This is a genomic window from Nonomuraea cypriaca, assembly GCF_015645445.1.
Lineage (GTDB): Bacteria > Actinomycetota > Actinomycetes > Streptosporangiales > Streptosporangiaceae > Nonomuraea > Nonomuraea cypriaca.
This window is the reverse complement of the sequence record NZ_JADOGI010000045.1, coordinates 1-19,633: the sequence shown is the minus strand read 5'-3', so window position 1 is coordinate 19,633 and position 19,633 is coordinate 1. Positions and strand designations below refer to the sequence as shown.

Here is a 19,633-nt window from a genome sequence, read left to right as displayed (position 1 = left end):
GACCTATTCGTCGTCGCGCTCGGCGAGGAAGCGTTCGAACTGGGCGGCCAGTTCGTCGCCGGTGGGCATCGGGGTCGTCTCGGCCATGAGGTTCTCGCGCTCCGAGCCGCCCGCGAAGGCGTCGTACTGCTGCTCCAGACCGCTGATCGCGGTGGTCAGCTCGGCGGAGGCCTGGATCTGCTCCTGGATCTCCGTCGTCGTACGGCTGGCCGCGTCGCGCAGCGCGTCCATCGGGAACACCAGCCCCGTCCCCCTCGTCACGGCCTCGAGGGCCGTCACGGCGGCGGTCGGGTATTCGGCCTGCGACAGGTAGTGCGGCACGTGCACGGCGTACCCCAGCGCGTCGCGTCCCTGCGCCCCCAGGCGCAGTTCGAGCAGCGCGGCGACGCTGCCGGGCACCTGGACACGTCCGAACGCGCTGGTCTGGGAGTTGATCAGCTCCGGCCTGCTGGCGTGCATCGTGATGCCGAGCGGCCGGGTGTGCGGGACCGCCATGGGGACGCCGTGCAGCGTCACCAGCTTGCTCACCCGCAGCCGTGCCACGAGCTCCGCCACGGCCTTGGTGAACAACTCCCACTCGCGGTCGGGCTCGGGCCCGCTCATCAGCAGGAACTGCGTCCCCGTCGAGTCTTTCGCGACATGTACGGCCAGCTCAGGGCTCTCGCACTCCACCCAGCGGTCGGTGTCGAACGTCATGATGGGCCGCCGGGACCGGTAGTCGAGCAGCCGGTCCACGTCGAATGTCGCGACGACCCGGTGCTCCAGCTCGGCCAGCAGGTGGCCCAGTGCGAGGCGTCCGGCACCGCCCGCGTCGACGAAACCGTCGAAGTGGTACAGCAACACCGGATCGGGCAGCTCGGGCGCGTCGTCTGCGAGCCTGTAGAGATCCTTCGGGTCGAACACGGTTGGACAGCCTTTCCCTAGGTACTCTTCAACAGAACCTACGGCGGGACGGAACGATTCCGTGCAGGGCACCCTATCGAGGCACAATGGGTGCATGGACGGGGACCCGGAGCTGGAAGAGTTCGCCACCAGGTTGTTCGACCTGGCCAGGGCGGGTGACACAGAGACTTTGCGCTCGTATGTCGAGGCGGGGGTGCCGGCCAACCTGACCAACGGCAAAGGTGACACTTTGCTGATGCTGGCGGCCTACCACGGTCACGCCGAGACCGTACGCATGCTCGCCACCCACGGCGCCGACCCCGACCGCGCCAACGACCGGGGCCAGACGCCACTCGCCGGCGCCGTCTTCAAGAAGGAGCCGGACGTGGTCCGGGCGTTGCTCGAAGCCGGCGCCGACCCGAACGCGGGGACCCCTTCCGCGGTGGAAACCGCGACGATGTTCAACCTGCGGGACTGGCTGGACAAGGGTGAATTCCAGTAGTAACGAAGAGGTTACATCGCGCTATATAGCCAATATTCGCTGAGCCATCGACTATGCCCTTATGGCTATTATCTCTGCGCATGCCACACCCCCCAGAATCCCCGCGTTACGATGTCCGTTCGCGAGCCAGGTAAACCCGCATGTCAGCGAGGCCAGCGAGGACAGTTTCGGCTGGCTGCTCGAGTCGGGCATGCTCCAGGACCCGGAGATGCTGGAGCGCTACCGGGGCGCCCGGTTCGGCTGGCTCACCGCCCGCGCCTACCCGCTCGTCGACCGGGACATGCTCAAGCTCCTCATGGACTGGTGCATCTGGCTCTTCGCCTTCGACGACGGCTTCTGCGAGTCGGAGGACCTCAGTAAGCACACGGCTCTCATCGCCCGGGCGCTGCCGGAGATGTTCCGGGTCCTGCACGACATCGAGTCCGACCAGCCTGTGACGAACGTCTTCGCCAGGTCCCTGCGGGAGCTCAAGGGCCGCATCTCCGTCCACGCCGAACGCGACCAGCTCGACCGCTGGTGCACCGCGACCAAGGAGTACATCTTCGCCCAGGTGTGGGAGGCCGCCAACAGGGAGTCGGACGTGGTCCCCACGCCCGAGGACTACGTCTTCATGCGCCGGCGCACCGGCGCCATGTACCCCGTGTACGCCCTCATCGACATTGCGGGCCGGCAGCGACTCACCCCCGAGGAATGGCACCACCCCGACATCCGGGCCCTCACCGAGCACGCCAACGACCTGGTGGTGTGGGACAACGACCTCTTCTCCTACGCCAAGGAACGCAAGCACGACCAGGCCCGGCACAATTTGGTGAACGTGCTGGTGACCCACCGGGGCTACTCCCTGCAGGAGGCACTCGACGAGGTGGCGCTGATGCACGACGGCGCCGTCGCGGAGATGGTGCGGCTACGCGCCTCCGTCGAGACCTGGGGCTCACCCGCGGCGCTCGCCTACGTCCAGGGCCTCGAACACTGGGTGCGGGGCCACATCGTGTATTCGCTCAGCAGCGCGCGCTACGTGCATGCATGGCCGAGTGGCACCCAGTGGCTCCAGGCCTCCTGACCCCCGTCCGCCCGAGCACCTACGACGAGGCGTCCAGGTCGCCCAGCGCGAGCGTGGTCGCCTCGTCGAGGTCGAGATCCGCCCCCAGCACGAACGCCTGCTTGTAGCCCTCGATGCCCAGCTGCCGCTCACACTCCTTGACGCACTTCTCGTGGTCGACCGTGAGGAACGGCGCGCCCAGCATCGGCAGGCCGGCCGAGCGCCAGTTCTGGTGCAGCGCGCCGAGCAGCCGGCTCGCGAGATCCACCTGCTCCTGCGCCGCGTAGATCCGAGCGGCCGTCTCCAGCGTGATGAGTGTGCCCAGCGTGTCGTGGAAGTGCCGCTTGATCCGCAGGCTCTCCTGGGCGCTCTCCAGCGCGAGGTCCGCCCGCTTCGACTGCAGCCTGGTCGCCGACAGCGCCCAGTGCGCGTAGGAGCTGACCCAAAGCTCGCCGCGCTCCCTGCACACCTGCAGGCAGTCCTCCAGCAGCGACCCGGCTTCGTACAGCTCGCCCTGCGAGGTGAGCACGATCGCCAGCTCGACGATGGCGGGCAGCAGGCCGGGATTGAGCTCCTTGTTGTCGGTGTTGAATTCGATGGCCACGCCCAGCAGCGCGCTGGCCTTCTGCAGATCTCCTTGGAGCAGCGCGGCGGTGCCCTGCATCTTGGAGGCGAGGATCACCGCTCGCGAGTCGCCGACCTGGACGGCCTCGGTGCTGCACTGCTCGGCCGCGTTCTGCGCTCCCGTGCTGTCGCCCTGGGCGCTGCGCACGTAGGAGAGCACCCACAGCGCCTTGCAGCGCTCCTTGCTCACGCTGGGGTTGGCCTCCAGCGCGCGTTCGAGATAGAGGCGGCCCTCCCGGACGAACCCGCAGCACACCCACATGAACCACAGCGACGACAGCAGGGTCAGCGCGAGTCCGCTGCGACCGGGTGACCTGAGCGCGTATTCCAGCGCCGTCCGGACGTTGTCGTGCTCCTGGCGCATCCGGACGAACCAGTAGATCTGCCGCGGGCCGGACCAGGCGTCCTCGCTGCGCCGGGCCATGCTCAGGTAGTAGTCGAGATGCCGCTCCCGAATCTGCTCCTTCTGGCCGAGCTTGTCGAGCCACTCGTCGCCGTAGTCGGCCAGGGTGTCGATCAGCTTGTAGCGGACGCCCGCGTGGTTGCTCCTGATCAGCAGGATGGACTTCTCGACCAGTCCCGTGACCAGATCGGTGATCTCATCGGCGGGCAGCCGGGCGTCCGAGCACACGAACCTGGCCGCGTCGAGCTCGAAGTCGCCCGCGAAGACCGACAACCGCGCCCACAGCAGCCGCTCGGCCGGCTCGCACAGCTCATGGCTCCAGCCGATGGCCGCGCGCAGGGTCTGATGCCGCGGCAGCGCCGTCCGGCTCGCGCCCGCCAGCAGGCTGAAGCGGTCGGTCAGCAGCCCGAGGATCTGCTCCACCGACAGCGCCCGCAGCCGCACCGCGGCCAGCTCGATCGCGAGCGGGATCCCGTCGAGCCGCCTGCACAGCTCGGCGACGGCGCCGATGTTCTGCTCGTCGAGCACGAAGTCGGGCGCGCCGGCCCCCGCGCGGGCGGCGAACAGCTGGACGGACTCGTTGGTGAACAGGTTTTCCGCGACGTCGTCGCCAGGCACCTGCAGCGGCGGGACGGGCACCACGTGCTCGTACGGCAGGTGCATCGACTGCCGGCTCGTGGCCAGCACCTTCAGGTTGGGCGCGGCCTCCAGCAACTCCTGGACCAGCTCCGCGCACCCCTGCACGACGTGCTCGCACGTGTCGATGATGAGCAGCATGTCGCGCTCGCCCACCCACTCCGCGAGCGACTCGGACTCCGCGCGCGAGGACTGGTCGGCGATGCGCAGCGAGGAGGCGATGCTGTGCCTGACCATGCCGGCGTCCTGCAACCGCCCGAGATCGGCGAACCACACCCCGTCGGGATAGTGGGCCTGCACCTGGTGCGCCAGCCTCAGCACGGTGCGGGACTTGCCCACGCCGCCGATCCCGGTGACGGTCACCAGCCGGGACTCGTTGAGATGCCGCTTGAGGTTGGCGAGGAGGCGCGTCCGGCCGACGAAGCTGGTCAGCTCCGCCGGCAGATTGCCCTCTCGCCGCCAGCCGGTCGGGGTGGCCATGCGCAGCCTCACGGGGGATAGGCGACACCTGCCTACGCATCGTACAGCCGAGCATCGTGCCTGTCCCTGGACCTGCCGATGCGCCGGGTGTCGGTTTGTCCTCCCGGGTAGCATGTCGGGCGTGGAAGATTTTCTACCTGAGCAGACGGCGGACGACACGGACCTCGGCTGGGGCGACTGGCGCGAGGACGACCAGGACTCCTTCTACCTGGACAACAGGCCGCCGCACTGGGGCTAGCCGTGGCCGGTCGCGAAGGAAGGATCGCGGCGCGGTTGTCAAGGGCGAACGTTCGTTCTACGTTGTGATCCCATGGCACGCATGCCCAAAGAGCACCTGGAAGCCCGCCGTCGCCAGATCCTGGACGCCGCCCGGCGTTGCTTCATCGGCAACGGCTTCCACGCCACCTCCATGCAGGACATCCTCGCCGAGGCCGAGTTGTCGGCGGGCGCCGTCTACCGCTACTTCAAGAGCAAGGACGACATCATCGCGGCGACCGCCGCCGAGGCGCTGGCCGAGGTCGCGGCGGTGTTCGAGGCGCAGGGTGAGGAACGGCCGCCCGACCTGGACAACATGGTCGACCTGGTGCTGGGGGTCGAGCGCCCACCGCTGTCCGGATCGACGGAGTCGGCCCAACTGCTGATCCAGGTCTGGTCGGAGGCGCTCCGCTCGCCCGCGTTGTCCGCGAAGCTGAAGGAGGTCATGGAGGAGGCCCGCGGCGTCGTCCGGGGTCTCGTGGTCCGGCACCAGCGCCGCGGCCTGCTTCCCGCAGACGTCCCCGCCGAGCACGTGGCCGACGTCCTGATGGCTGTGGTGGATGGGTTCATGGTGCTTCGGGCGGTTTATGGCCACGCCGATTCGGCGGCGTTCCGTGACGGCCTGCGCGCCCTGATGTCGGCGCACGCGACCAAATGAGAGAATGAACGTTCGTTCTTGACGCAGTGGCTGTGGCCGTGCTCTCATAAAAGAACGATCATTCGTTCTAAGGTGGGCATGTGAGCGTACTCATCGTGGGCGCGGGGCCGGCCGGCCTGGTGCTGGCCATCGAGCTGGCACGGCGCGGGGTGATCCCGCGCGTCATCGACGCCGGAGCCGCGGAGCACCGGGAGAGCCGGGCCGTGTCCATCGTGGCCAGGTCGCTGGAACTGCTGGACGACCTGGGCCTGGCGCAGGCCGCCATCGAACGCGGCGTCCCGCTGCACGCGCTGAACTTCTACCAGGGCACGACGACCCTGGCCGAGATGGACGTGACAGCGGTGGACTCCCCGTTCCCGCTGGACCTGTGCATCCCGCAGTGGCAGACGGTCGCACTGCTCAGGGACCGAGCCGAGGAGCTCGGGGTCACCGTCGAGTGGAACACCCGCCTCGTCGGCCAGCGGGCCAGAGCGCACGGCGTCAACGTGGAGATCGTCCATGGGGACGGCCGCGCCGAACGGTGCGACACCCACTGGCTGATCGGCGCGGACGGCGCCCACAGCACCGTGCGCGAGTCGGCGGGGATCACCCGGGAGCGAGCCGATCTCAGGCGCGGTTTCATCCTGGGCGACGTCGCCACGGACTGGACGCTCACACGGGACCGCTTCCACGTCTACTTCGGCAGGACCGGCGTTCTGGCCGTCTTCCCCATGGTGGAGGGCTACTGGCGCATCCTTGCCAGTACCCCCGGCGACCAGCCGCCGGAAGACCCCGGCCTGGCCGACTTCGCCACCTACGTCACCCAACGCACTCCGCTGGACTCCCGCGTCCGCGACCTGCGGTGGAGCTCGTCGTTCGTGGCCCGCGAGAGCCTGGCCGACCGGCTGCGCAGCGGCCGGGTCCTGCTGATCGGAGACGCCGCGCACAGCCACAGCCCGGTGGGCGGCCAGGGCATGAACACGGGCATGCAGGACGCCCTCAACCTGGGCTGGAAGCTCGCGCTCGTCGTGACAGGACGCGCCGGCGAGTCCCTCCTGGACAGCTACCAGGCCGAACGGTGGCCCGTGGTCAAGGCCGTGGTCGACGCGACATCGACCACCACCCACCTCGCCACGGAGACCACACTGCTCGCCCGCCGGGTCAGGCGGCACGCGCTGCGCCTGTTCGGCCGGCTCAACCCCGTGCAGCAGCGGCTGTCGAACGCCTTCGGCGAGCACCTCGTCCACTACCGCGGCAGCGCCCTCGTCTTCGAACGCTGGCACGAGTCACCGGCCAGGGCGTGGAGCGACGTCGCCGGCGCCGGGCCGGAGGCCGGTGAGCTGGTGCGGGACACCTACGTCGAGACCCGCTCCGGGTCCGTGGTGGCGCTCCGGCACCTCCTGCGGCCGCCGGGCCACCATCTCGTCCTCTTCGGGGCCGACACGACGGACCCCGGCATCCTGGCCGTCTGGCAGGCCGCCGCCCGCGAGGTGATGGACGGGCACGGCGACGTCCACCTCGTCACGCGCGGCCATCTGCCGCCCGGGCCCGCCGAGGGGATCTACGCCGACCCGCGCAGCGAGGCCCACAACCGCTACGGCGTGCGCCGTCCCAGCCTGTACGTGATCCGCCCGGACAAGTACGTCGGCTACCGCGGTGACCAGGTCGACTTCGCACCCGTGACCGACTACTTCCGCGTCCTGGCCGCGTGAGACCCACCGGCCAGACCATTCGCCGTCCAAGACAGAGAGCAGGACACCCGTGACACCCGAACCGACGGTCCCCGAGAGCCTGACCGGAATCAGCGCCACCGCCTTCGCGGTCGCCCTCCTGCGCGCCCAGGAGAGCGACCGCTCGGACCGGCTGTTCGCCGACCCGTATGCGCGGCACTTCCTCAGGGCCGTCGATCCGGCCGTCTCCCCCTGGGCCGCCCAGTCGTCGCCGGAGACGCGGAGCTTCGTGCGGATGATGGCCGGGCAGGTCGCCGTACGCACGCGATTTCTCGACCGGGCGCTGCTGGAAGCGGTGGAGCAGGGCTGCGAGCAGGTTGTCCTGCTGGCCGCCGGCATGGACGCCCGCGCGTACCGGCTCGCCTGGCCCGCGGGCGCCACGGTCTTCGAACTGGACTTCGCCGACGTGCTGTCGTTCAAGAGCGCCGTTCTGGGCGGTGCGGGCGCGGAGCCCGCGTGCCACCGCGTCGAGGTGGCCACCGACCTGCGCGAGGACTGGCCGCGCGCGCTGGCGGAGTCGGGCTTCGACCCGGGGCGTCCGGCCGCCTGGCTCGCCGAGGGCATCCTGTACGCACTGCCACCCGAGGCCGCCGACCGGCTCCTCGACCGGATCACCGCCGTGTCCGCGCCCGGCAGCGTCCTCGCCCTCGACCACGGTACGGACTCCGCCCTGTTCCGCGAGGCCCGTGCGGCCATATCCGCTGAACTCGTCGCCCTGTGGCGAGGCGGTCCCGCCGAGCGTCTGGACACCTGGCTCGCCCGGCGCGGCTGGCGTCCGGCCGTGTGCGACGTCGTCGAGGTCGCGGCCGGTTACGGACGGCCGGCCCCACCCGCGTTCGACCCCGCCGACCCCCGCGCCGGTCACGGCTGGCTGGCGACGGCACGCCTCCCAAGCGGACACTGACGGCGGCCCGCTTCCGGGGGTTTCCTGAGGCGGCCCCGTCCCGGCGGGACTTTCGGGGGTGGCCCGCGGCGGGCCGGCCACCCCGCACGTTCGCCGTGGGCGTGCCCCTCACTACGATCGGCGGGAACGAGATCTCCACACCTCCAGAGCAGGCCATGACACCTACGCCTACCGCGTACCCGCTGCGCACCGCCACCCCGGCCGACTACGACGCCATCGCCGCCGTGGTCGACGACTGGTGGGGCCGTCCCATCCTGCCCTCACTGCCCAGGCTGTTCCTTGACCATTTCCACCGCACGAGCCTCGTCGCGGAGGGTCCGGAGGGAATGGCCGGCTTCCTGATCGGCTTCGTCTCGCCGTCCGAGCCGGACGAGGCGTACATCCACTTCGTCGGCGTCGCCCCCGCCGCCAGGACGAGCGGCCTCGCCAGGACGATGTACGAGCGCTTCTTCGACCTCGCCCGCCACCACGACCGGCAGGTCGTCAAGGCCATCACCGCGCCGGTCAACCAGACCTCCATCGCCTTCCACCGGCGGATGGGCTTCCAGGTCGGCGACCCCGTCCCCGGCTACAACGGCCCGGGCACGAGCCTGGTCACCTTCGTCCGGCCCCTCTGACCCCCCGCCGCCGGCGTCAAGCCGTCCGGGGCGTCGAAGCCCGCGCATCACTTACTTTCCGCAACGTATAGCGCACAGTCCGTATGCATGCCCGGGAATCGGGAATGGCACACAACGCTCACGCGGAACACGAGGGGGCGGGTTGTGGCCGGACGTCTCAACCGGATGGGGCTGGCCGGCGAGTTGATCGCCGAGTCCGCCGGGACGATGGTGCTCGTCCTGTTCGGAGCGGGCGTGGTGGCACAGGTCGTCGCCGGCGGACTCGGCGACCACGACAGCATCTCCTGGGCGTGGGGGATCGGCGTCGCGCTCGGCATCTACGTCGCGGGCCGGACCTCGGGCGCGCACCTCAATCCTGCGGTCACGCTGGGGTTCGCCCTCTTCCGCGGCTTCGCTTGGAACAAGGTCGTGCCGTTCGCGCTCGCGCAGACGGCAGGCGCGTTCGTCGCGGCGCTGCTGGTGCGCTGGAACTACACCGAGATCCTGGCCATGGCCGACCCAGGGCACACGGTGAAGACGCAGATCGTGTTCTCCACCCTGCCCGGCAACGGCACCCTGCCGGTGGGCCTGTGGGGCGGACTGCGCGACCAGATCCTCGGCACCGCCATCCTGCTCTTCGTCATCTTCGCCCTGTCCGACACGCTCAACATGGCTCCCAGCGCGAACATGGGCCCCTTCGTCATCGGTCTCCTCGTGGTCGGGATCGGCATGTCCTTCGGCGCCGACGCCGGGTACGCGATCAACCCCGCCCGCGACTTCGGCCCGCGCCTGGCCAGCTTCCTGACGGGGTACGACGGCGCGTGGCGAGACCAGTACGGCGACCTGTACTTCTGGGTCCCGATCGTCGGCCCGCTGATCGGCGGGGCCATCGGCGCCGGCCTGTACCAGGTGTGCGTCGCCCGGTTCCTGCCACCAGGAGAGGACCGCGACGCCGTGAAGCCATCCGACACCTGAAACCCGTGGAGCCGGGCAGCCATCGAACGCCTGAAACCCGTGGAGCCGGGCAGCCATCCGACACCTGAAACCCGGAAAGCCGTGCGGCCATCGGACGCCTGAGACACGCAGAGGAGAACGCCATGCCTGATTTCGTGGGCGCCGTCGACCAGGGCACCACGAGCACGCGCTTCATGATCTTCGATCACGACGGCGCCGAGGTGGCCAAGTTCCAGCTCGAGCACGAGCAGATCCTGCCCAGGGCGGGCTGGGTGGAGCACAACCCGATCGAGATCTGGACCAGGGCCGGCGCCGTGATCCAGACCACCCTCCAGCGCGCCGGGCTGCACGACAGCGACCTGGCCGCGCTGGGCGTCACGAACCAGCGCGAGACGACCGTGGTGTGGAACCCGCGCACCGGGCGCCCGTACTACAACGCGATCGTGTGGCAGGACACGCGTACCGACCGGATCGCCGCGGCGCTGGAGCGGGACGGCCGGGGGGACGTCATCCGCGCCAGGACGGGCCTGCGGCCGGACGCGTACTTCTCCGGCGGGAAGATCCAGTGGATCCTGGAGAACGTGGACGGCGTCCGCGAGGCCGTGGACCGTGGCGAGGCCGTCTTCGGCAACACCGACACCTGGACCGTGTGGAACCTCACCGGCGGCACCAACGGCGGCGTCCACGTCACCGACGTGACGAACGCCAGCCGCACGATGCTCATGAACCTGGAGACGCTCGACTGGGACGACGAGCTGCTGTCCTTCTTCGGCATCCCGCGCGCGATGCTGCCCGAGATCAGGCCCTCCTCCGACCCCGCCTCCTACGGGAGCACGATCCCGTACGGGCCGGTCGGCGGGAAGGTGCCGATCACCGGGATCCTCGGCGACCAGCAGGCGGCCACCGTGGGCCAGGTCTGCTTCTCGCCCGGGGAGGCCAAGAACACCTACGGCACCGGCAACTTCATGCTGCTCAACACCGGCACCAACCTCGTGCGCTCCCGGAGCGGGCTGCTGACCACGGTCGCGTACAAGTTCGGGAGCGAGCCGCCCGTCTTCGCGCTCGAAGGCTCGATCGCGGTGACCGGGTCGGCGGTGCAGTGGCTGCGCGACCAGCTTCACCTCATCACCTCCGCGCCCCAGAGCGAGACGCTGGCCCGGCAGGTGGCGGACAGCGGCGGGATGTACTTCGTGCCGGCGTTCTCCGGGCTGTTCGCCCCGTACTGGCGGGCCGACGCCCGCGGGGCGATCGTCGGCCTGTCGCGCTTCAACAACGACGCCCACCTGGCCAGGGCCACCCTGGAGGCGATCTGCTACCAGAGCCGCGACGTCGTCGAGGCCATGCAGCAGGACTCCGGCGTGGTCCTGGACGTGCTGAAGGTGGACGGCGGCGTCACCTCGAACGACCTGTGCATGCAATTCCAGTCCGACATCCTCGGCGTCCCGGTCAGCCGCCCGGTCGTCGCCGAGACCACCGCGCTCGGCGCGGCCTACGCCGCCGGGCTCGCCGTCGGCTTCTGGCGGGACGCCGGCGAACTGCGCGCCCACTGGGCTGAGGATCGCCGCTGGGAGCCCGTCTGGGGCGAGGAGGAGCGCGAACGGGCGTACGCGGGCTGGAAGAAGGCCGTGACCAGAACGTTCGGCTGGACAGAAACCGACTGACCGCGCCCCCTGACTGCGGCTCCCGTGGGCGGGGTTGACCAGGTCCGCGTGGCCTAACTGACCACGTCCTTGCGGCGGAACCGGCGGAAGGCCACGGCGATGAGGATGGCCGCGTACGTGATCGACACCGACGCCCCCTTCGCCATCCCGCTCCAGTCCAGCTCGGGCACCAGCGCATCGGTCCAGGCGTTGTTCCAGAACGTCGGCAGGAACTCCCGCAGCACCCCCAGCGCCTCGACGGCCTGCAGGATGTTGCAGACGATCCAGAGCCCGACGGCACCGCCCACCGCGCCGAGCGGGGAGTCGGTCATCGTGGAGACGAGGAAGGCCAGGGCCGCCACGACGAGCTGGCTGACCAGGGCGTACGCGATCACGATGCCGAACCGGGGCAGCACGTCGACGGCCGGCATCACCTCGCCCGTGCCTGGCACCTGGATGTCGTTCCAGCCGAACGCCACCGTGCCCGCGAGCAGCGCCATCACCGGCAGGCAGATCACGGCCGACGCCGAGAAGCCGAGCGCCACGATCAGCTTCTGCCGCAGCAGCCGGTCGCGCGGGACCGGGGCGGCCAGCAGGTAACGCAGCGACGACCAGTTGGCCTCGCTGGCCACGGTGTCGCCGCAGAACAGCGCGACCGCCACCACCAGCAGGAAGCTCGCCGACACCGACAGGGCGAACGCGGCGAAGTTGAGGCCGCTCGCCGTCGCCAGGTCCGACATACGCAGGGACGTCTGTCCCTGCCCGCTGCTGGACTGTGGCCCGAACTGGAACGCGATCACCAGGATCCACGGCAGCGCCAGCAGCAGCCCGAACATGACGAGCGTCCTGCGCCGCTTGAACTGCCTGACGATCTCCACCCGCAGCGGCAGCGTGCGGCGGGGCGCGTAGCCCGGCGCGGCGGTCATGCCTTGTCTCCGATGAGGTCGAGGAACACGTCTTCCAGTCGAGGCCCGTGCCCGTTGCCGACGGTGGCCGAGCTGAGCAGCCGCGACACCGTGCCGGTCGAGACCAGCCGCCCCCGGTGCATGACCACGACGTGGCTACAGGTCTGCTCGACCTCGGCCAGCATGTGACTGGAGACGATCACGGTACGGCCGTCGCGCGCGTAGCGCTTGAGCACCTCGCGCATCTCCCGGATCTGGGGTGGGTCGAGACCGTTCGTGGGCTCGTCGAGCACGAGGAGGTCCGGCAGGCCGAGCATGGCCTGGGCGATGGCCAGCCGCTGCCGCATGCCCTGGGAGTAGGTGCGTACGGCCCGCTCCAGCGCCTTGCCCAGGTTGGCGATCTCCAGCGCCTCCTCGAAGTGGGCATCGGCTCTGGGGCGTCCGGTGGCGGCCCAGTAGAGCTCGATGTTGTCCCGGCCGGACAGGTGCGGCAGGAATCCGGGGCCTTCCACGAACGACCCGAGCCTGGACAGCACGGGCGCCCCCGGCGTGACGCGTTCACCGAAGATCCGGATCTCGCCGTCGTCCGGCCGGATGAGGCCCATCATCATCCGCATCGTGGTCGTCTTCCCTGCGCCGTTCGGTCCGAGCAGGCCCAGCACCTGCCCCTGCTCGACCCGGAAGGACAATCCATCGACGGCCAGCTCACCGTTCCGATACGCCTTGGTCAACCCACTGATCTCCAACGGCACCTTCGCCCCGTCCGCGACCCCGCCGAGCCCATCCGCCTCAGCGCCCGGTGCGGGCACGTCGTGCGGGTCAGTCCCCGAGAGGGATGCATGGTGCGGATCGGCGCCCGGGACTGGCGCACCGTGGAAGCCAGGGGCCGGGAGGGTTCCGTCACGCGGATCAGTGTCCGAGGCCGGGTGCGGCTGGGCGTTGACGTCGGGGCGGGGCGGTGTGTCGGGCGCCTGACCGTTCGGCGTGGGGGCTGGCGATCGCCCGTTCGAGGTGGCGCCGGACATGTCGTGCAGTCCGGCGGACGTTACGCGTGGCTCGGCACCCAGCGCGGGAGTGGGCCGGCGGAGGCGGGTGCGGGCGAGGGACTGGGTGCGGCCCGTGGCCATGAGGGCGGCGGCGATCAGTACGGCGGCCAGGGGCATCGCCCACACCCACCACGCGACCCCGGTCGGGGGAGCGGCCAGGGTGCGGACCGTTGGGACGGCGAGAGCGGGGGAGGCCAGCGACACCTGGTACGTGGCCGGCTCGGCAGGCGTGGCGAAGCCCATGTCGGTCGTCGTCACGACCAGGCGGAGCCGGTGACCGACGGCGAACTGGTGATCGACGGCGGGCAGGCTGATCGTGGCTTCGGTGCTGCCCGCGCCCTCGGGGATCGTCACCCGGACCGGCGCCACCAGCCCGGCGGGCAAAGTGGGCAACTGCGCGCTGTCGGCCACGTCGTAGAGCTTCGCGAACAGCGTCGCCTCGCCCTTGCCCGACACCCTGACCTTGGCGGTGCTGCTGCCGGTGAGCTGGAGTGGGGCGGCGAGCGGCCGGGACTCGAACGTGGCGCTCTGGCCAGGCATGTCGATCGACACGCCGCCGTTGGTCTGGCCGCCCAGCAGGCCGCCGATGCCGGGCACCGTCGAGATCGAGGCGGGTGCGCCGCCGGGCGGGTTGGCGATGCTCTGCTCGGGGCCGCTCAGCTGCACCGTGGTGGTGTCCGTGCCCGCGAGTCCCGGGTACGAGCCCGCCTCCGGGTGCAGCCGGATGCGCTGGCGGGTGCCCGGGTCGCGGCCGCCGTCACGCGTCACCGTGAACGTGCTGACCGGCGGCGCCGCCTGGGCCGCGTCGTCACCCTTCAGATAGCGGGCGAACCAGGCCGAGGACTGTTCGAAGAGCCAGTCGGCCTCGCCGTCGCCGCCGTCGTGCCCGCCGTCGAACCAGGCCAGGCTGACCGGGGTGCCCGTGGCGGCGATCGCCCTGGCGTTGGCATCGGCGTGGCTCAGCGGGAACAGCGAGTCGCGCTGCCCCTGGATGAGCAGGGTCGGCGCCTTGATCCGGCTGGCCACGGTGATCGGGCTCGACTTGCGGAGCAGGTCGACGGCCTCCGGGGTGGCCCTGCCGTCCTTGGCCACCTGCTGGTAGATGTCACAGATCGCGGGCAGGAACCTGCCGCACCGCGCCTGCTCGGGAGTCAGCGGACCGGCGGCCTGCCCGCGTTCCGGACCCTGCATCGCGAAGCTGTCCAGCGAGACACCCTGGCCGAAGAAGATGCCCGCCCACATGCGCTTGAAGACACCGCCCTCCGCGCCCTGAGCGGCGCCGGAACCCCCGGAGCCGGTCTGGTCGGTGGTGCCGGTGCCGCTCTCGGGCGTGGTGCCGGCGGCGGCGTCGCTCTGGGGGGCCGTGTCCGGGTTTCCGGTGCTCTCGGGTGCGGTGGCGGTGTTTCCCGTGCTCTGGGTGGCCGCGTTGGGGAAGAGCGCGTCGGCCAGGTCGGACCAGGTGATCTGTGGCACGATCGCGTCGACCCGCTGGTCGTGGGCCGCCGTCATCAGCGCGATGGCGCCGCCGTACGAGCCGCCCGCGATGCCGACGCGTGGGTCGCCCGAGGCGTCGAGCTGGACCTCTGGCCGCTTGGCCAGCCAGTCGATCAGCTGCTTGACGTCCTTGACCTCGTAGTCCGGCGAGTTGAGCGCGATCTCACCGGTCGAGCGGCCGAAACCGCGCGCCGACCAGGTGAGCACGGCGTAGCCGTCCTGGGCGACGCGGATCGCCTGCTCGCGCACGCTCTGCTTGCTGCCCCCGAAACCGTGGGCGATGAGTACGGCAGGCGCCTTCCCGCCATCAGGCGGCGGGAAGAACGTCGCGTCGAGTTCCACCCGCTGGTCGTCGGCCGGTCCGTCGACGACGCTGATCCTCTGGTCCTGGGCCCGCACCTCCGGTGCCGACGGCCACACGAGCCACGTCGTCACCCCGATGAGGGCGAGTGCCGCTACCAGCGCGGCCACACGCTTCATGCGGTGAGCCTACTTTCCGCACCTGAGAGATCCCTGAGACGGCGCTAACGCCGGGATCGCTCTGTGGTGCTCGGTGCCGTTGAGCTGCGGGATCTTGATCGCTCCAGCATGGGCAGGGCGCGCCCGGCCGTCGGTGGGGAGGCCGGTGTCAGGCGGATGGTGTGTGGTCCGCGGTGGTCTCGTCAGCGAGGGCACGGGCGATGGTGAGGCTGTCCTCGTAAATGTGGTAGCGCGTGACCAGGCCGTTTTCGACGGTGAGGTGCAGGGCGAAAGCAGAGGTGTACGCCTCACCGGTCGCTCTGACGGTCTGCGCGATCTCGCCCAGCACAACGGCGTCGTCCCCGTCCACCAGGATCCTCGTCACCGACGTGCCGTTCTTCTCCGGCACGTGACAGGCGTCCAGCATGCGGAAATGCTCCGCCATGTCCCCACGCCCGGCACGGGGCCGGATCCACGGCACCGACGGGTGCCCCTGAGCAGGCCAGTTGAGCTGCCAGTCGATCCGGTCGGCGAACAACTCGGCGGTCCGGTCGTGGTCGCCCGCGCCGATCCGGCGCAGCAGTTCTTCTACGGTTTCGCGAGTCATGATCTGTCCTCAAGCCGCTGTCTCGGGGGTCAGGTGGAATCATTGTCCGGATCGTGCGTCATGACGATTACCTGCCAGGTAAGCGAAGGTGCTCAGGCCAGCAGGGCGTAGGCCGTCGTGGCCTGGGCCGCCGGTTCCGTGCTGCCCGCCGCCGAGAGGGTGATCTCGGAGAAGGCCAGGGTGCGGCCGAGCTTCGTGATGCGGACATCGATCAGGACGTCTTTGCCCGTACGCCGACCTCCTCCACCCGTAAGCCGAGCTGCCGGACCCAGGGGGCGAAGTATTCCTGGAGGATCGTCTCTGCTTCTGCTGGAGTCACGCGCTCATCATGCACGCCGGACCGGGCACGCGAGACGCCGCGCGGGCGACCTGTGGACAAGGCGACGCCACCAGAAAACGCCTGTGGAAAACCCACCGCCGTCCCCTACGCTCGACGCCATGGAGTATCTGGAGGTCAACAGGGCCAACTGGAACGCGAGAGTCCCCGTCCACGTCGGCAGCGACTTCTACGACGTCACGGGTTTCGTGGCGGGCAGGTCCCGGTTGCGGCCGTTCGAACGGGAGGAGGTCGGCGACGTCTCCGGCCGCCGCCTGGCTCACCTGCAGTGCCACTTCGGCCTCGACACGCTCTCCTGGGCCAGGCTGGGTGCCGAGGTGACCGGCCTCGACTTCTCGGACGCCGCCATCGAGCAGGCCGCAGCCATCGCCGCCAAGTGCGGCGTCCCTGCGGCGTTCGTCACCGCCGACGTGTACGACGCCGTCGAGGCACTCGGCGCGGCCACCTTCGACATCGTGTACACGGGTTTCGGGGCGCTGGTATGGCTCCCCGACCTCGCGCGCTGGGCCGAGACGGTCGCCGCGCTGCTGAAGCCCGGCGGATTCCTCTACCTCGCCGAGTTCCACCCGTTCGCCGACATCATGGACGACGCCACGGGCACCACCGTCGCGTACGACTACTTCAACCACGGCCCCCACGTCTGGGAGGAGCCGCACACCTACACCGGCGGCGAGATCCTCGACCACCAGACCTCCGTGCAGTTCCAGCACGGCATCGGGGACGTCGTCACCGCCGTGTCGGGGGCGGGGCTGCGGGTGGAGTTCCTTCACGAGCACGATCACACGCTCTTCCAGCGTTACCCCACCCTGGTCGCCGACGAGGGCGAATACCGCTTCCCCGAGGGCAGCCCCAAGATCCCGCTCATGTACTCGCTGCGAGCCTCAGCCGGCGGCGCCGGCCCGGCGGGGAGCGCAGGGGGCATGACCTCGCGGTAGGCGGTGCGCCAGGTTGAGGTCGGCCAGGCCGACGAGCACCGGCTCGCCCACGAGATGGAGACGGTCGTCCGGCAGCGCGGTCCTGATCTCGGACGACTCCCGGATCGGGGCATCGCGGGCCGGTGTTCCACGGGACCGTAAGATTCACTCCCGTGAAGTCTCGAGCATCGTTCAAGAAGGCCGCCGCGTGGGCCCTGCCGTACTGGACCCGGGGACCGGCGGGGCGTGAGACGCCGCAGGACCTGTTCAGGGTCCTCTATTTCGGCTGGCTGCTGGCGTTCGCGTTCAAGGTGCTCGGCTCGGCCTGGGACGTCTCGTGGCACTTCATGTGGCTGCGTGACGACCTCGCCCCGCCCCACCTGCTCAACTCCGTCGGAACAGCCCTGGCCGTCGCGCTCACCGTGATCCACGGCTACACCGGCTACGGCGTGGACAAGTCCGCGCTCAGGCTCATCCAGTGGGGCACGGGCATCTTCCTCGTCGCGGTCCCGCTCGACCTGATCAACCACCGCGTCAACGGGCTCGACATCACCTCGTGGAGCCCGTCGCACATGATGCTCTACGTCGGAACGCTGTTCATGATCGCGGGCGTGATCCGCGGCTGGTTCATGGGCGCGCCGCCCGGCCGCGAGCGCGTGGTCGTGCTGGGCGCGTTCATGGCGTTCCTCCTGGAGAACGTCCACTTCCCCGAGCAGCACCAGGAGTACGGCATCCTGTCGATCGGCGCCTGGGACAACCACACCGTCTACGCGGAGCCGATCCTGCTCCAGTTCGCCGCCGACCAGATGGGGCGGCCGGTGGACCGGACGATGATGACCGAGTTCACCTTGCCCGTGCCGGACTTCCTCTACCCGGTCTACGCGGTGGTCGCCGGGCTGTCGGTGCTGGTCGTGGCGCGGCTGCTGATCGGCAGGTTCGGCGCCGCGACCCTGGTGGCCGCCGGTTACGTGGGCTTCAGGACGGTGGCCTGGCCGCTGCTGACGTTCACCGGGTTCCCGCCGTCGGCGCTGCCGTTCTTCCTGGTGCTGGCCGGGCTCCTGGTGGACGTCGCCTTCCTGGTACGCCTGCCGGTGGTGCGCGCGGTGCTCGGGTCGATCGGTGCGACAGCCGTCGCGTACGCCGCGCTGGCGGCGCAGAGCGCCCTCATGGGCCCGGTGTACGGCGCTCTGAAGGGGCAGGAAGGGCTGCTGGGCGCACCGCCCCTCGTCACGTCGTCAGCCGTCTGGGCCGGCCTCGGCCTCCTGGCCGCCTGGCTCGCCGTCGAGTGGCTCGCCGCCAGGCGCGGCACCCCCCAGCCCATCGAGCCACCACCGGCGATCGCGACCGCCACGCCCTGATCACGCGATCACGAAAGGCACACCCTGATCGTCTGACGGCCACACCCTGATCGCGCGATGTCGACCGCCCGCGCCAGGAACTGCGGGCGGGTTCAGGCGATCGAGGCTCGCGTGAGCGCCACGGCCACGCCGTACGCCAGTCCCATGACGGACACCTCGGCCACCGCCCATCCCACCAGGGCGGTGGCCCGGCCGTCGCGTACGGCGGGCAGCAGGCGGAAGCGGATGTGCGCGGCCAGCGGCACCAGCAACGCCACCAGCACCGTCTTGACCACCAGCAGCAGTCCGTAGTGGCTGGTCACGATCGCGCCGAGCAGCGTCACGCCGGGCGTGAGCGCCATCGTGCCGAGCCCGTTGACCAACCCCGAGAGCCCCACGAGCAGCAGGCAGACCGCGGCGATCCTGGAGAACCTGGGCAGCGCCACGGCCAGCAACTCCCGGTGCGGTGCCACGAACACGGCCGTCGCCACCAGCCCGCCGGTCCAGGCCGCCGCGCCCATCACGTGGATCTCCATCGAGACCATGATCGGGTCGTGCCAGACCGAGTTGACCGCGTGCCCGGTGACCGGGATGGGCAGCAGCCCGAACAACGCCACGATCACCCGTAGCTCGGCCGGCACCTTCTCGCCGAACCGCACCGCCATCAGCCCGATGCCCGCCGCCGCCAGCGCGCACGCCGCGCTGAACAGCAAACCCTGACCTGTGCCGACATCGCCGACGTATGCCGCGATCATCCCGAACGTCGGGACGCCGCCGGGGTTCAGCTCGGCCGTCTGGAACACGATGGTGAGCAACGCGCAGATCGCCCACGCCCAGGCGGCGATCACGGCGAGCGGCCGCACCCTGCGCAGAACCGGCTCGGTACGTTCGGGGGCGTCGAACCCGAGCAGCTTCGGCACCAGGCTCAGCCCGACCACGGCCACCGCCGCGACGTCGAGCAGCACCCGCACCACCGGCAGCCCGACCGCCACCAGCGGGCCAGGCATGGGAATGCCCGGCACGGCCTCCTGCGCGCTGAACGTGCTCGCCGCCACGGCCGCGACGACCGCACACACGCCGAACGCACCCGCCACGAGCCGCCCGCCGACGCGCTGACGCGGAAGGACGGGGCTGGCGGCCGGTGCGGTGACGCTCACGCCCGTCCCCCTTCGCCCCGACCGGACGCCTCATCAACCGACCCCGGCAACCCGCGCACTGAGGCGGTCGGCGCGTCGGGGGAGAGGGCGGAGGG

Annotated in this window: 16 protein-coding genes; 10 read left to right on the top strand and 6 right to left on the bottom strand. The window is 70.3% G+C overall.

What is annotated here, in order from left to right; genetic code table 11:
* Nucleotides 1-3 precede the first annotated feature (3 nt).
* Nucleotides 4-903, bottom strand: a complete 900-nt coding sequence (locus ITP53_RS17135; protein ID WP_195896391.1) for a proteasome assembly chaperone family protein — start codon at nt 901-903, stop codon at nt 4-6.
* Nucleotides 904-997: 94 nt separating this feature from the next.
* On the opposite strand from ITP53_RS17135, the gene ITP53_RS17130 reads away from it, so the two are divergent.
* Entirely contained in the window at nt 998-1,384 is a 387-nt protein-coding gene (locus tag ITP53_RS17130; protein ID WP_195896390.1) for an ankyrin repeat domain-containing protein, read from the top strand.
* A 61-nt stretch (nt 1,385-1,445) separates the two neighbouring features.
* Nucleotides 1,446-2,444: a terpene synthase family protein gene (locus ITP53_RS17125; RefSeq protein WP_195896389.1), complete on the top strand. Its 999-nt coding sequence runs from the start codon at nt 1,446-1,448 to the stop codon at nt 2,442-2,444.
* Between the two features lie 19 nt (nt 2,445-2,463).
* Here the strand turns inward: ITP53_RS17125 and ITP53_RS17120 are convergent, their stop codons facing one another.
* Nucleotides 2,464-4,578 (bottom strand): ATP-binding protein, encoded by a 2,115-nt coding sequence (locus tag ITP53_RS17120; protein ID WP_328814786.1) that lies wholly within the window; start codon nt 4,576-4,578, stop codon nt 2,464-2,466.
* Between the two features lie 307 nt (nt 4,579-4,885).
* On the opposite strand from ITP53_RS17120, the gene ITP53_RS59270 reads away from it, so the two are divergent.
* The 6 genes from ITP53_RS59270 to glpK all read left to right on the top strand — a co-directional run bounded on the left by ITP53_RS59270 (nt 4,886) and on the right by glpK (nt 11,303).
* Nucleotides 4,886-5,479 (top strand): TetR/AcrR family transcriptional regulator, encoded by a 594-nt coding sequence (locus tag ITP53_RS59270; protein ID WP_207756052.1) that lies wholly within the window; start codon nt 4,886-4,888, stop codon nt 5,477-5,479.
* A gap of 80 nt (nt 5,480-5,559) precedes the next feature.
* The gene (locus ITP53_RS17110) at nt 5,560-7,170 is read left to right on the top strand and encodes an FAD-dependent monooxygenase (protein ID WP_195896387.1); all 1,611 of its coding nucleotides are present in this window, start codon (nt 5,560-5,562) and stop codon (nt 7,168-7,170) included.
* 49 nt (nt 7,171-7,219) lie between these two features.
* Nucleotides 7,220-8,092 (top strand): SAM-dependent methyltransferase, encoded by an 873-nt coding sequence (locus ITP53_RS17105; RefSeq protein WP_195896386.1) that lies wholly within the window; start codon nt 7,220-7,222, stop codon nt 8,090-8,092.
* 155 nt (nt 8,093-8,247) lie between these two features.
* Entirely contained in the window at nt 8,248-8,709 is a 462-nt protein-coding gene (locus tag ITP53_RS17100; RefSeq protein ID WP_195896385.1) for a GNAT family N-acetyltransferase, read from the top strand.
* A gap of 144 nt (nt 8,710-8,853) precedes the next feature.
* Nucleotides 8,854-9,663 carry an MIP/aquaporin family protein gene (locus ITP53_RS17095; protein WP_328814782.1) on the top strand — a complete coding sequence of 270 codons (810 nt, stop codon included), beginning with the start codon at nt 8,854-8,856 and terminating at the stop codon, nt 9,661-9,663.
* Between the two features lie 122 nt (nt 9,664-9,785).
* The gene (gene glpK, locus ITP53_RS17090) at nt 9,786-11,303 is read left to right on the top strand and encodes a glycerol kinase GlpK (RefSeq protein WP_195896384.1); all 1,518 of its coding nucleotides are present in this window, start codon (nt 9,786-9,788) and stop codon (nt 11,301-11,303) included.
* 53 nt (nt 11,304-11,356) lie between these two features.
* On the opposite strand, the gene ITP53_RS17085 is transcribed toward glpK, so the two are convergent.
* From ITP53_RS17085 to ITP53_RS17070, 3 genes are all read right to left on the bottom strand, one after another.
* On the bottom strand, nt 11,357-12,208 hold the full coding sequence (locus ITP53_RS17085; RefSeq protein WP_195896383.1) for an ABC transporter permease: 852 nt from the start codon (nt 12,206-12,208) through the stop codon (nt 11,357-11,359).
* Nucleotides 12,205-15,207 carry an alpha/beta fold hydrolase gene (locus ITP53_RS57520; RefSeq protein ID WP_236050886.1) on the bottom strand — a complete coding sequence of 1,001 codons (3,003 nt, stop codon included), beginning with the start codon at nt 15,205-15,207 and terminating at the stop codon, nt 12,205-12,207. The genes ITP53_RS17085 and ITP53_RS57520 overlap by 4 nt, the downstream gene beginning before the upstream one ends.
* Before the next feature lie 148 nt (nt 15,208-15,355).
* Complete coding sequence (locus ITP53_RS17070) at nt 15,356-15,793, bottom strand: nuclear transport factor 2 family protein (RefSeq protein WP_195896382.1); 438 nt, start codon at nt 15,791-15,793, stop codon at nt 15,356-15,358.
* A gap of 438 nt (nt 15,794-16,231) precedes the next feature.
* On the opposite strand from ITP53_RS17070, the gene ITP53_RS17060 reads away from it, so the two are divergent.
* Together ITP53_RS17060 and ITP53_RS17055 are read left to right on the top strand one after the other, a co-directional pair.
* Nucleotides 16,232-17,065, top strand: a complete 834-nt coding sequence (locus ITP53_RS17060; protein WP_195896381.1) for a class I SAM-dependent methyltransferase — start codon at nt 16,232-16,234, stop codon at nt 17,063-17,065.
* Nucleotides 17,066-17,217: 152 nt separating this feature from the next.
* On the top strand, nt 17,218-18,402 hold the full coding sequence (locus ITP53_RS17055; RefSeq protein ID WP_328814778.1) for a hypothetical protein: 1,185 nt from the start codon (nt 17,218-17,220) through the stop codon (nt 18,400-18,402).
* 92 nt (nt 18,403-18,494) lie between these two features.
* On the opposite strand, the gene ITP53_RS60290 is transcribed toward ITP53_RS17055, so the two are convergent.
* Complete coding sequence (locus ITP53_RS60290) at nt 18,495-19,538, bottom strand: CopD family protein (RefSeq protein WP_195896380.1); 1,044 nt, start codon at nt 19,536-19,538, stop codon at nt 18,495-18,497.
* Nucleotides 19,539-19,633: the final 95 nt, after the last annotated feature.

Coding starts and splice junctions, on each gene's coding strand:
- ITP53_RS17125 (WP_195896389.1), top strand. CDS start 1,446: ATGGCTATTATCTCTGCGCATGCCACACCCCCCAGAATCCCCGCGTTA.
- ITP53_RS57520 (WP_236050886.1), bottom strand. CDS start 15,207: ATGAAGCGTGTGGCCGCGCTGGTAGCGGCACTCGCCCTCATCGGGGTG.
- glpK (WP_195896384.1), top strand. CDS start 9,786: ATGCCTGATTTCGTGGGCGCCGTCGACCAGGGCACCACGAGCACGCGC.
- ITP53_RS17085 (WP_195896383.1), bottom strand. CDS start 12,208: ATGACCGCCGCGCCGGGCTACGCGCCCCGCCGCACGCTGCCGCTGCGG.
- ITP53_RS17060 (WP_195896381.1), top strand. CDS start 16,232: ATGGAGTATCTGGAGGTCAACAGGGCCAACTGGAACGCGAGAGTCCCC.
- ITP53_RS17100 (WP_195896385.1), top strand. CDS start 8,248: ATGACACCTACGCCTACCGCGTACCCGCTGCGCACCGCCACCCCGGCC.
- ITP53_RS17130 (WP_195896390.1), top strand. CDS start 998: ATGGACGGGGACCCGGAGCTGGAAGAGTTCGCCACCAGGTTGTTCGAC.
- ITP53_RS17070 (WP_195896382.1), bottom strand. CDS start 15,793: ATGACTCGCGAAACCGTAGAAGAACTGCTGCGCCGGATCGGCGCGGGC.
- ITP53_RS59270 (WP_207756052.1), top strand. CDS start 4,886: ATGCCCAAAGAGCACCTGGAAGCCCGCCGTCGCCAGATCCTGGACGCC.